Below are 12944 nucleotides of genomic sequence, written 5' to 3' on the forward strand. Positions count from 1 at the left end.
TCAGCAATCCATTGCCGTCGAGGGAGTTCATTCCCTGTTATCCGCAGCCCAAAACTTGGATAAGATCAAGCGCACATCGTCCAGCGTGGCGGATCCCGCCATGCCCAGATCCAGTTTCGCACCGTCCGCCCCGCGCGTAACGCCATTCACCTTGGCAAAACGCAGCGGCTGTGCCACCAGCTGTTCACTGCCACTTTTGGCTGCGAACGCCACGCTGTAAGCCCCGTCCGGGGCGTTGGTGCCATCTTCCAGCGAGCCATCCCAGGCAAATGAATGCACGCCTGCGCTCAGCCCGCCGAGATCAAGAGTGCGTACCACTTTGCCGCTGGCGTCACTAATGGTGGCAGTGACCGCATCGGCGCTGCGCTCCAGTTCGATGCCAAAAGGCGTGGTACTCACTTTGCCCCCCTGATTGCCCACCAGGATCTCTTTCCCCGGCACCATCACACCGTGACCAATCAGCGTACTGGCCTGGATTGACTGATTACCGTCGATCTGGCCGGAAATCGCCCCGAGCGTGGTGTTCAGCTTTTCAATGCCGCTGACGGTGTTGATCTGCGCCAGCTGCGTGGTCAGTTCGTTGTTCTGCATCGGGTTGGTCGGATCCTGATTTTTCAGTTGCGCCACCAGCAGCGTCAGGAAATTGTTGTGTAAGTCTGTGCTGGCGTTATTGCGGCCGTTGGCACCGGCAATGCTGTTGTCCTGTGATTCATTGGTGGTTGCGGCAATCGCCATAACAAGCTCCGGTTACTGACCCAGCGTCAGGGTTTTCATCATCATGGATTTGGTAGTGTTCAACACTTCAACGTTGGCCTGATAGCTGCGTGAAGCGGCAATGGTGTTAACCATTTCCCCCACCACGTCAACGTTGGGCATGCGCACGTAGCCTTTGGCGTCCGCCAGCGGATTGCCGGGTTGAAACACCAGGCGATCGGGGGCCGGATCGTCCAGCATTTGCGCCACGCGCACGCCGCCGGTCGCTTGCCCCGCCGCAGCGGCTACCTGAAACACCACCTGTTTGGCACGGTACGGCTCGCCATCGGGGCCAGCAACGCTGTCGGCGTTCGCCATGTTGCTGGCGCTGACGTTCATCCGCTGCGACTGCGCCGACAGCGCAGATCCCGAGATATCAAAAATATTCAGTAGCGACATACGCGCTATCCTCCTTGCAGCACGGACATCATGCCCTTGATTTGCCCGCTCATCAGGGTCAGGTCGGTCTGATATTTCAGGCTGTTATCGGCAAAATGGGTACGCTCGCGATCCATATCCACCGTATTGCCATCCAGCGCTGGTTGATCCGGCACGCGGAACAGCAACGCCAGCGACGGTGGCTGCACGTTTTGCGCCGGAATATGCTGGGCCGAGGTCAGATTCAGCGCAATGCCGCTGGCTCGCCCCTGCGCCATCGCCTGGCTCAGTTGGCTAGCAAAATCGATATCGCGTGCCTGATAGCCCGGCGTATCTGCGTTGGCGATGTTGGCGGCCAGGATCTCCTGCCGCTCGGCACGTAAGTTCAGCGCCTCTTGGCCAAAGCGCAGCGCTGCGTCCAGTTTGTCGAGCATGCTTTCCTCACGAGATGAATGTTTGGAACCGACAGCATAAGCGCCACTATTAGCCACCCATCGTGGGAATAAGGGCAAAATGCGCGGCTATTTGCCGGTTTAGCCTGTGAAGGCCATGGGTACACTGAGATACCGCGTTACTGCATTTGAAGGCGAAAATGAAAGGTAAATTGCCGGGTATCACCGTCCTGCTGCTCACCGCTCTGCTGTTCGGCCAGAGCGCGCGGGCCGACGATCTGGCGGCGCAAATTAACCGTTTTATCCGGGTGCAATTGGCTGATAGCTCGATCGAGCTCAAGGTACAGGTGCGTACCCCGGTTGGCCAATGGCCGCAGTGTGAAGCCCCACAGCTTGCGTTGCCGCAAAATGCCCGGCGCTGGGGCAATCTCAGCGTTTCGGTACGCTGCGGCCAGGAACGGCGCTTTATCCAGGTTCAGGTGCAGGCGATTGGCCACTATCTGGTTTCCAGGCGCGGGATCGAGGTGGGCAGCAAACTGACCGCCGCCGATGTCACCCTGAAAACCGGGCGGCTGGATACCTTGCCACCGCGCACGCTGACGCAAACCCGCCAGGCGATCGGCGCCATCAGCCTGCGTAATATCCGCCCTGGGCAGCCGCTGAGCCTGGCAATGCTCAGGCGCGATTGGGTGATCAAAGCGGGGCAACCGGTGCGGGTAATCGCGCAGGGGGACGGGTTTAACATCAGCGGAACGGGCAAGGCGATGAACAATGCCGCAGCGGAAGACAGCGTGCGGGTACGGATGGTTTCCGGGCAGATCGTCAGCGGTATTGCTCACCCTGACGGCACGATTCGGATTGCGTTATAAAAAATTAAAGATTTGCCGCAGCGTGCCGATAACAGAGTTGTGAAATATTTTCGCGCCTCTCCCGATGAGAAAGGGGCACCAGGTTTAATATCAGTCAGTTAAATAAAGAATGCCGAATAATACGGCACAATGCTAAAGGTGAGGGCCGAGGTGTGGAGCTTTAGCTCGGTAATCTTGGCTCCCCCTCACCCTCTCCCCAAGGGAGAGGGGACTGGTTAGCCTTAACCGACCAGCATGTCTAACAAAGCAACACTAGTTTGACACGCTGTTATCAATACCATTGTAAAATTTGCCCGTTACTCACAGATTCGGGTGTTGACGTTAAGCGCATCATGGCCTGCTAAGCAAGACACCGTTGCCAGGGGCAACCGGCCATGGAGGGCCGGTTGAGGCGAGATGAACAGGGACGTGAATTGAGCCGACCCGTCCGGCAACGGGGGCGTAGCGAAGGTACCCGCGCAGCGGGCAGACCATGTTAAGCGTAGGCGTGGGTGCAGGGCCCCGCCTTGGGCCCTGCAATTGCCGTCCATTATTGTTCCATCGGATTATGATCTTTTACGGCAATTCCCATTACACCTGACTTACAGAGACGAACACGTTGTGTATAAGAGACAGCCCCAAGGGAGAGGGGACTGGTTAGCCTTAACCGACCAGCATGGCTAACAAAGCAACACTATGTCGAGCAATACGCCCCCTCTCCCTGTGGGAGAGGGCCGGGGTGAGGGGCTTTAGCTCAGTGCTCTTGGTTCCGCCCTCCCCTTCTCCCCAAGGGAGAGGGAACACTGGCCCGCAGGGCAATACATGATATAAGCCACAGCAAGTGGTACGACTGGAGATTGAGCATGAGTATCGATCGCACTCAGCGGTTGCCGCCCGTTCCTGCGGTACAACCGCGAGAAACAACCGCGGAGAACACCCTGCCAGCGCGCAAAAGCGTGCAACAGGAACCGGCCGTCAGCGGCACTCAGGTTAAGCTGAGTGACGCGCAAGCGCGCCTGATGCAGCCGGGCACGCAGGATATTGATATGAACCGGGTGGAAGCCATCAAGCAGGCGATCCGCAGCGGTGAATTGAAAATGGATGCCGGAAAAATTGCCGATGCGTTGTTACAAGAGATGCAGAATGATGCGCAATGGATGCTTAACGACGGCTAAAAGGAAGCAAGATGGAAGACCTGATACAACTGCTGGATAAACTGCTGGCAACGCTGAATGCCTTGGGCACGACGATCGCGCAGGAACATGCCTTGCTGTGTTCCAATACGCTGGCCGGTGTGGCATTGCAACGGGTTACGGACAGCAAAAGCCAACTGCTGGCCACGGTCAGTTACCTGGAAAAACAGCGGTTAGCGGTAGAACAGCCCCATGGGCTACGGGCTCCTTATGCGCGTCATCCGCACCTTGCTGCCCATTGGCAACGCGTGCAGCAACTGAGCCAGCAGTTGCGTGAGCAGAATCAGCACAACGGGCTATTGCTCAAACAACATATTGATCACAACGCACAGGCATTGGCAGTACTGAGCAAACAGAACTCATCGCTGTATGGCCCTGATGGCCAGGCTTGTGCCAGCAGTCTGCTAGGGCGCAAGATTGGGGTTTAAGGATCTCGCACCACCAGCCAAAGCGAATATGTCCCTCACGCCGTGTTCATCCCTTATTTCAATATAAAACGCTACTAATCAATCCCACTGGCATTTCATTAGCTAATAATTAACTCTGCAACGATAAATCTTGCTATAGTCGCAGCATACCTTGCCAAAATTCCCACCCTTCTGTGAAGTTCTCCACGCTTCCCACTTCACTATTTTTGCACCATTTTCCCCGTTTCAGCGACTGCCTCTCGGTGTCTGTTACGCTACGGAGTGTATGAGTGAAAAAAAAATTTATGCGTTGGTTTAGTCATAAGCCCAAACTGCCCCTTGCGCCAAAAGAACGCCGTGACGAAGCAGCGATCAATACTGAGCTATTTTCCATCGATCAAATGGAGCGTTACGGCCAAAAGCTGGCACGTTCGCATAAGCTAGCCAGCAAAAAAACGCCCTACTTTTTATTAAAACGTCTGGATGACAACGAAGCGGTATTAACCCAGAGCTGCCATATTCTGAGCACCGGCAGCAAAATCAGCATTGCCCCGGCGGGTGAGTGGTTGCTGGACAACTTTTATCTGGTAGAAGAACAGATCCGGCTGGTGCGCCACCATCTGCCGAAGAACTTTGGTAAGGGGCTGCCGCAGCTCTCTGCGCCCCATAACTGCCCGCGTATTTATGATATTGCCACCGAAGCCATCGCTCACGGCGATGGCCGCTGGGACACCGCCAGCCTGACCCGCTATATCGCCGCCTATCAGAAAGTCTCGATTCTGACGCTGGGCGAATTGTGGGCGTTGCCAGGCATGCTGCGCCTGGCGCTGATTGAAAACCTGCGGCGCGTCAGCCTTGAAGTGGCGGAAACCCAACAGGAACGCAACCTGGCCACGCGCTGGGTGAATAAAATGCTCGACAGCGCCGAGAACGATCCGGCCAACCTGATCATCGTTATCGCCGAAATGGCCAGCTCCAACCCGCCCCGTGCCAGCGCTTTCGTCGCCGAACTGGTGCGCTGCCTGAAAGGCCACGGCAAGATGCTGGCCCTGCCGCTGACCTGGGTGGAACAACGGCTATCGGAAGTCGGGTTAACCAGCGATCAGATCATCCTCAACTTTAACCAACAGTTGGCCAACAGCCAGCTTTCGGTCAGCAACAGTATCTCCAGCCTGCGCCAGTTGAGCGATATGAACTGGGCCGAATTTGCCGAAACCATGAGCCAGGTGGAACAAACCCTGAACCAGGATCCGGCGCAGATTTACGGCAAGATGCATTTCGATACCCGCGACCATTACCGGCATATTATCGAAACGCTGGCTCGCCAGTGTGCGCACAGTGAAACCGAGGTCGCCAAACAGGTGCTATCGCTGGCGCAAAATGCGGCAGATCAAGGCTGTATGCGCCACGTGGGTTACTATCTGGTAGATAAAGGCCGGGATGATCTGGAGCAGAGCCTCGCCATTCGCCGTTCACCGTTAGCCCGGCTGCGCCTGATGCTGAAAAAGGTGTCACTGTTATCCTGGCTAGGCGGCTTGGGCCTGCTCACGGCGGTGGGTAGCCTCTATATTCTCTCTGAGAGTTACCGCAGCGATACTCCACCATTACTGTGGCTGCTGGCCATCCCAACGGCGATCGTGGTCAGCCAGTTTGCTATCAATCTGCTGAGTGAGATTGTCAACCGGCTTAAAACACCGAAGCCTTTGCCGCGCATGGATTTCTCCTGCGAGATCCCGCCCCAGTTTCGTTCGCTGATCGTGATGCCCAGCATGTTGGGCAGCCGAGCGGGTATCGATGAGCTGATTAACAGCCTGGAGGTGTGCTATCTGGGTAACGTGATGCAACACCTGCATTTCGCGCTGCTAACCGACTTCCCCGATGCGCCCGCACAAACCCAGCCTGAAGATGCCGATTTGCTGGCCTATGCGGTTCACCAGATCGCCCAGCTTAACCGCCGCTACCCGGCCAACCTTGGCACCTCATTCTTTTTGCTGCACCGCGAGCGCGAATGGAATCAACAGCAAGGGCAGTGGATGGGCTATGAACGTAAGCGCGGCAAGCTGGCGGCGCTGAACCAGTGGCTACGCGATCAGCAACAGCAGTTCTCCACCGTGGAGGGCAACCACCCTGAAGTGCTGAGCAACGTTAAGTATGTGATTACGCTGGATGCGGATACCGTGCTGCCGCGCGAAGCCGCGCATCAACTGGTGGCCACCATGGCGCACCCGCTTAACACCCCGGTGTATGACCCGCAAAGCAAGCGGGTGGTCAGTGGCTATAGCATTTTGCAGCCGCGCCTGGCGGAAGAGATCCCACGTTATGGGCAGAGCCGCTATGCGGCGATGTCCAGCAGCGTTGCCGGTAATGATCCCTATTCCCTGATGTCTTCCGATCTCTATCAGGATCTGTTCAAAGAAGGCTCCTTCGTCGGTAAGGGGATCTATGACGTCGATATGTTTATCTGCACCACCGAAGGCGTCTGCCCGGAAAACCTGGTGCTCAGCCACGACTTGCTGGAAGGCTGCTATGCCCGTTCCGGCCTGCTGAGTGACGTGCTGCTTTATGAGCAGTATCCGGCCAACTATCTGGTGGACGTTGCCAGGCGCACCCGCTGGATCCGCGGTGACTGGCAACTGCTGAACTGGCTACGCCTGCGGGTGCGTCAGGCTGACAATAGCCCCATTGCCAACCCGCTCAGCGTGCTGTCGCGCTGGAAACTGGGGGATAACCTGCGCCGCAGCCTGGTCGCCCCCAGCCTGTTGATGATGCTGTTTTACAGCTTGACCATCGCGCCGAATCCGCTGTTCTGGCTGCTGGCATTCGCCATCATGTTGCTGCTGCCAACCCTGCTAATGCTGTTGCAGGGGTTGATCGGCAAACCGCGCCGCCGCCCGCTGCTGCAACACGTGAGCATTGTGCTGAACGGCACGCTAAAACGCTTAGCGCATATTGGCCTGCACTTGGCCACGCTACCGCATGAAAGCGGCTATACCCTGCGGGCGATTGCCGTGACGCTCTGGCGGCTGGCCATCAGCAAGCGTAATCTGCATGAGTGGACCCGTTTTGCTCAGAGCCAATCCGGGGTTTCTGCGCAACCGATCAATTTCTATCGAGCCATGTGGCTGAACCCGGTCGCAGGCATTTTACTGGCCTTGCTGAGCGCAGTGTTCAACCCTGCCCTGCTGCCGGTTGCCCTGGCGCTCGGCCTGCTGTGGTTTATCACGCCGCGCCTGCTCAGTTGGCTCAGCCAGCAACCGGTACGTCCTTCGGTGACGATCAACGATCGGCAGCGCCGTTTTCTGCGCCAGACCAGCCGGGAAATCTGGTCGTTTTTTGAAACCTTTGCCAATCAACGGGAAAACTGGCTGCCGCCGGATAACTATCAAGAGATCCCGGTACCGACCATTGCCCATCGGACTTCGCCCACCAATATCGGCCTGTCGCTGCTGGCTAACCTCACCGCCTGGGACTTTGGCTATATTCCGCAGGGCGAAGTGTTGCAGCGCATTTCCCTGACGCTGGATACGTTGGACAAGATGGAGCACTACCGTGGCCACTTGTATAACTGGTACGACACCCGCACGCTGGCGCCGTTAACCCCGCGCTATATTTCCAGCGTCGACAGCGGCAATCTGGCCGGGCACCTGCTGACGCTCAGCTCTGGCATCAGCGGATTAAAACATCAGCCGATCCTGGATATTCCCCGCCTGATTGCCGGGCTTAACGATACCTTATGCCTGATCGAAGATCGCTGGGGCCAAGCCGCACCGGGTTTACTCCGGCAGGTACGTAAAAACCTGAACGACCTCACATCGCTGCCGCTCAATCAACTGTTTGCCCAACTGAACGCGATGATGACGTTGGCTGCCGGTTTGCCAAATCTGGCGGACGCTAAAGACAGCGTGCTAATCGACTGGCTGGAAAAGCTGGATAAACAGCTGGACCTGATGTGCCATGAATGGTCGCTGCTGCTGGGCTGGATCGTCCCCGATAACGAATTGGCTACCCTGCCCTCCACCCTGTGGCTGGCGCTGGCCGATCAACAGCCCGCGATCGGCCCGGAACAGTTGGCCAGCATGCAGTCAGCCATTGGGGAAGCCCGTCAACGTCTGGCGATTATGGCGGAACTGGAAGAACGGCTGAATAATCATGCGATCATGGATTTCCAGTTTCTGTATCACAAGGCCAGCAGGCAGCTTAGCGTCGGCTATAACTGCGATATCACCAAAATGGACAGCGGCAAATACGATCTGCTGCCCTCGGAAATTCGCCTGACCAACTTCTTTGCCATTGCCGCCAATCAGTTGCCGATGAAAAGCTGGTTTGCTCTGGGCCGGCTGTTCACCGTGATCGACAAACAGCCCGCGCTGATGTCGTGGAGCGGTTCGATGTTTGAATATCTGATGCCGCAGTTGGTGATGCCCGCCTACCCGGACACGCTGTTGACACGCATGTGCCAGTCGGCGGTCGATCGTCAGATTGACTGGGGTAAACAATGTGGCGTGCCGTGGGGCATTTCAGAATCCGGCTATTTCTCGTTTGATCCGCAGCAAAACTACCAATATCACGCGTTTGGCGTACCGGGATTGGGGCTGCGCCGTGGGCTGGGTGACGATATCGTCATTGCCCCTTATGCCGCGCTGATGGCGCTGATCGTCGCGCCTCAACAGGCTTACACTAACCTGCGGGTGCTGGAGAAAAACGGCGCTAAAGGCCAGTTCGGGTTTTATGAGGCGCTGGATTACACCGCCTCCAGGCTGGCGCGCGGCCAGGTTTATGCCATCGTGCAATCCTATATGGCACACCACCAGGGAATGGGCTTTCTCGCGCTGTCTCACCTGTTGCTCGATGCGCCAATGGTCGATCGCTTTGCCGCTAACCCTTCATTCCAATCCGCCCGCTTACTGCTACAGGAACGGGTGCCGGATGCCGTTGAGCTTTACAGCCCGCGCCGCCAGTTCGAATCTTATGAAGGCCGCCTGAAATCCGTCGACTACCAAACCCGTGAATTCAACGACGTAGGCAGCCCGATCCCTGAAGTTCAGCTGCTTTCCAATACGCATTATCACCTGATGGTGACGCAGGCCGGTGGCGGTTACAGCCGCTGGAAAGATATCGCGCTGACCCGTTGGCGTGAAGATACCACCCGCGATAACCGCGGTACCTTCTGCTACCTGAGCGACCCGAAAACCGGCGAGATGTGGAGCACCACCTGGCAGCCGGTGGGCACGGTCCCCGAACATTACCATGCGCTGTTTACCGATGCGGGTGCCGAATTCACCCGCACGGAAGGCACCCTCAGCGTGCAGACTAAAATCGTGGTCTCGCCAGAGGACAACGTTGAGCTGCGCCGCATGACGCTCACCCATCGCGGACGCCATGCCCGAACGATTGAAATCACCACCTATGCCGAAGTGGTGTTGGCGCCTGCCGCTAACGAGTTGGCCCATCCGGCGTTCAATAATCTGTTTATACAGACCGAACTGTTGCCGCAACATGAAGCGATTTTGTGCCATCGCCGCCCGCGAGAAGCCAATGAATCCTGCCCGTGGCTGCTGCATATGATGGTGATCCACGGCGACATCCAGCGGGAAACCTCGTTTGAAACCGATCGTTCGAAATTTATTGGCCGTGGCCACACGCCAGCCGACCCGCAGGCGCTGAAAAAGGGTGGCGCGCTGAGCAACACCTGTGGCCCGGTGCTGGATCCAGCGATCGCCATCCGCCAGCGTATCCGGCTGGAACCGGGGGTGCCGGTGATTATTGATGCTATTTATGGCGTCAGCCAAGATCGCCCGACCACCCTGGCGTTGATGGAAAAATACCGCGACAGCCATCTGGCTGACCGGGTGTTTGAAATGGTGAGATCTCACAGCCAAGTGGTTTTACGCCAACTCAATGCCAACGAAGATGATGCCAGCCTGTTTAACCGCCTGGCCGGTGCCGTGCTGTTCCCTTCCCATGAGCTGCGTGCTGAATCGCGGGTGATTATGCAGAACCGGCGCGGGCAAGCTGGCCTGTGGGGGCACTCCATTTCTGGCGACCTGCCGATTGTGCTGCTCACCGTCACCGACGAGCAGAACATCGGCATTGTGACCACGCTGATCCGCGCCCATAATTACTGGCGTTTAAAAGGGCTACGCGCCGATCTGGTGATCCTTAACGACAGCATGGGCGGTTACCGCCAAGACCTGCACAATCAGATCGTCGATCTGATCGCTGAAGATGCGCAAAACAGCCAGCGCGATAAATCCGGCGGGATCTTTATCCGCAACGGCGAGCAGGTCTCGCCGGAAGATCGCACCCTGCTGCTGAGCGTGGCGCACATTGTGCTCGACGATCAGAGCGGTGGGTTACTGGAACAGATTACGCTGCGGATGCAAGCCACCCTGTCGATTCAACAGCCGCTGATCCCGAAGGTTAACTTACCGCGCAATCTGCAACCGCTGCGGCACTTTGCTACCGAGCATCTGGCATTCTTTAACGGCTTGGGCGGCTTCTCAACCGATGGCCGTGAATACCAGATCCTGCTGGAAGAAGGTAAAAACACCCCTGCCCCTTGGTCTAACGTGATAGCCAATGCCAGCTTTGGCACGGTGCTTTCTGAAAGCGGCCAAGCCTATACCTGGTATGAAAACGCCCATGAGTATCGCCTGACGCTGTGGGAAAACGATCCAGTGTGCGACAGCTCTGGCGAGGCGTTCTATTTGCGCGATGAAGAGAGCGGCTACCTGTGGTCGCCAATGGCCCTGCCGGTGCGCGGGCAAGGTAGCTACCTCACGCGCCACGGCTTTGGCTATAGCGTTTTTGAGCATCAGGAAACCGGCATTGACAGCGAGCTGACGGTAACGGTGGCGGAACATGCAGCGGTGAAGCTGTTTACCCTCACGCTGAGCAATAACTCTGGCCGCACCCGCAAACTGTTGGTGACCGGCTATGTGGAATGGGTGCTCGGCAACCTGCGCTCAACCTCTTCCCGCCATGTGGTCACCTCTGCCGCCAGAGTGGCTAACGGCTGCGGCGTGCTGGCCAACAATTATTATGGCAGCAACGGATCCGAGCGCACTGCGTTCTTTGCCGTGAGCGGTGCTCACTGCGCCATCAGTGGCGACCGGGGTGAATTCCTCGGGCGCAACGGTTCACCGGCCGCTCCGGCGGCGCTGGAACTCCTGCGATTATCCAACAAAACCGGTGCCGGATTCGATCCATGCGGCGCGGTGCAGTCTGCCACTACCCTGATTGACGGCGATCAGCGTACCTTTGTGTTCGCCTTAGGCATCGGCCAGAACGCGCAAGAAGCGGAAGCCCTGATACGCCAGTTCCTCAATGAAGACGCAGCTAACGCTGAGCTGAGCCGCATTCACCATCATTGGCACCAGATGCTGGATAAAATCCAGATCACCACGCCGGATCCGGCGCTGAATCTGCTGACCAACGGCTGGCTGATGTATCAGACGTTGGCCTGCCGAATGCTGGCACGCAGCGGGTATTATCAGTCTGGCGGTGCCTATGGCTTCCGCGATCAGTTGCAGGACAGCCTGGCCCTGACGCATTCCGCGCCGGAAAGAATGCGCGAGCAGATCCTGCTGTGCGCTTCACGCCAGTTCGTCGAGGGCGACGTGCAGCACTGGTGGCATCCGCCGCAGGGCAACGGCGTGCGCACCCGCTGCTCGGATGATTATCTGTGGTTGCCATTGGCGATCTGCCACTACGTTAAGGTGACCGGCGATGCCTCTATCCTCGAACAGAAGGTCGGCTACCTTGAGGCGCGCAGGCTCAACCCAGGCGAGGAGTCCAGCTATGAGCATCCTTCGCTCAGTTCCGTTGAAGAAACCCTGTGGCAGCACGGCGTTCGGGCGATCAAAAACGGCCTGGCGTTTGGCGAACATGGTTTACCGTTAATCGGCTGCGGCGACTGGAATGATGGCATGAACCTGGTGGGGCTGGAGGGGCGTGGTGAGAGCGTCTGGCTCGGCTTCTTCTTCTACAGCGTGTTACAAAGCTATGCCACGTTGGCACAGCAGCGTGATGATGCCGAGACCGAGGCGTTGTGTCGGGAACAAGCCGCCACGCTCAAGCAGAATCTGCACGACCATGGTTGGGATGGCGAATGGTATCGCCGGGGTTATTTCGACAATGGTGAACCCTTGGGTTCCCACACCGCCAATGAGTGCCAGATTGATGCGATCGCCCAAAGCTGGTCGATACTTTCCGACGCTGGCGATACCGAGCGCAGCCAACAGGCCATGCAGCAGTTGGACCGGCAGTTGGTTGATACCGATGCAGGGATCATCAAGCTGCTGATGCCACCGTTCGACGGCAACGGCCCGAACCCCGGCTATATTCGCGGCTACCTGCCCGGCGTGCGGGAAAACGGCGGCCAATATACCCACGGAGCCATTTGGGCAGTGATGGCATTTGCCGAGATGGGCGAAGTGGAACGCGCATGGCAACTGATGGCAATGATTAACCCGATCAATCATGCGTTGAACAGTGAGGCGGCGGCGCGTTACAAAGTCGAGCCTTATGTGATGTGTGCGGATATTTACGCGGTAGACCCGCACGCCGGGCGCGGCGGTTGGAGCTGGTATACCGGTTCTGCGGGCTGGACCTACCGCTTGATTACCGAATCCCTGCTGGGGTTGGAGCGCCACGGCGAATTTATCACCCTCCACACCCGGCTCCCGGCCAGTTGGCCTGAAGTCTTGCTGAGCTATCAGCAAGGCAGCAGCCGCTATCACATCACCGTACGGCGCAGCGAGGAGCAATACCGGGTGGTGCTGGATGGCAATGTGCTGGCGGATGACCGGATCCCGATCGGGGATGACGGCATGGACCACCGGGTTGAGGTGTTTGTTTAAGCGGGAGTGAACAACTGGCTACGGGGTTTGCTTACGCATGCAAATTCCGTGGTCGGTGGGTAAGCAATGGTGGCTCAAATACTTAATGGGGATTGATTTGACTGTTGGCTTT

General features: G+C 57.5%; 7 protein-coding genes. 4 read left to right on the forward strand and 3 right to left on the reverse strand.

Going from position 1 to position 12944, the window contains the following annotated elements; genetic code table 11:
* Positions 1-27 precede the first annotated feature (27 nt).
* Genes flgD through flgB form a run of 3 tightly spaced genes read right to left on the reverse strand, consistent with a single transcriptional unit; the run spans position 28 to position 1565 of the window.
* Positions 28-735 (reverse strand): flagellar hook assembly protein FlgD, encoded by a 708-nt coding sequence (gene flgD, locus AC2A1E_RS05345; protein WP_484382890.1) that lies wholly within the window; start codon positions 733-735, stop codon positions 28-30.
* A gap of 12 nt (positions 736-747) precedes the next feature.
* On the reverse strand, positions 748-1152 hold the full coding sequence (flgC, locus tag AC2A1E_RS05350; protein ID WP_484382891.1) for a flagellar basal body rod protein FlgC: 405 nt from the start codon (positions 1150-1152) through the stop codon (positions 748-750).
* Between the two features lie 5 nt (positions 1153-1157).
* Positions 1158-1565 carry a flagellar basal body rod protein FlgB gene (gene flgB, locus AC2A1E_RS05355; protein ID WP_484382892.1) on the reverse strand — a complete coding sequence of 136 codons (408 nt, stop codon included), beginning with the start codon at positions 1563-1565 and terminating at the stop codon, positions 1158-1160.
* 158 nt (positions 1566-1723) lie between these two features.
* Between flgB and flgA the strand changes: the two genes are divergently transcribed.
* From flgA to AC2A1E_RS05375, 4 genes are all read left to right on the forward strand, one after another.
* Complete coding sequence (gene flgA, locus AC2A1E_RS05360; RefSeq protein ID WP_484382893.1) at positions 1724-2392, forward strand: flagellar basal body P-ring formation chaperone FlgA; 669 nt, start codon at positions 1724-1726, stop codon at positions 2390-2392.
* A gap of 842 nt (positions 2393-3234) precedes the next feature.
* On the forward strand, positions 3235-3546 hold the full coding sequence (flgM, locus tag AC2A1E_RS05365) for a flagellar biosynthesis anti-sigma factor FlgM (RefSeq protein ID WP_484382894.1): 312 nt from the start codon (positions 3235-3237) through the stop codon (positions 3544-3546).
* 11 nt (positions 3547-3557) lie between these two features.
* Positions 3558-3992 (forward strand): flagella synthesis protein FlgN, encoded by a 435-nt coding sequence (locus tag AC2A1E_RS05370; RefSeq protein WP_484382895.1) that lies wholly within the window; start codon positions 3558-3560, stop codon positions 3990-3992.
* 269 nt (positions 3993-4261) lie between these two features.
* Complete coding sequence (locus AC2A1E_RS05375; protein ID WP_484382896.1) at positions 4262-12832, forward strand: GH36-type glycosyl hydrolase domain-containing protein; 8571 nt, start codon at positions 4262-4264, stop codon at positions 12830-12832.
* The last annotated feature ends 112 nt before the right edge of the window (positions 12833-12944 follow it).

The sequence above is a fragment of the Serratia sp. HNCC26DJ206 genome (assembly GCF_057180605.1).

What these genes read in the sequence shown, in the direction of transcription:
- flgD (WP_484382890.1), bottom strand. Translation starts at nt 735, where the DNA reads ATGGCGATTGCCGCAACCACCAATGAATCACAGGACAACAGCATTGCC.
- flgC (WP_484382891.1), bottom strand. Translation starts at nt 1,152, where the DNA reads ATGTCGCTACTGAATATTTTTGATATCTCGGGATCTGCGCTGTCGGCG.
- flgB (WP_484382892.1), bottom strand. Translation starts at nt 1,565, where the DNA reads ATGCTCGACAAACTGGACGCAGCGCTGCGCTTTGGCCAAGAGGCGCTG.
- flgA (WP_484382893.1), top strand. Translation starts at nt 1,724, where the DNA reads ATGAAAGGTAAATTGCCGGGTATCACCGTCCTGCTGCTCACCGCTCTG.
- flgM (WP_484382894.1), top strand. Translation starts at nt 3,235, where the DNA reads ATGAGTATCGATCGCACTCAGCGGTTGCCGCCCGTTCCTGCGGTACAA.
- AC2A1E_RS05370 (WP_484382895.1), top strand. Translation starts at nt 3,558, where the DNA reads ATGGAAGACCTGATACAACTGCTGGATAAACTGCTGGCAACGCTGAAT.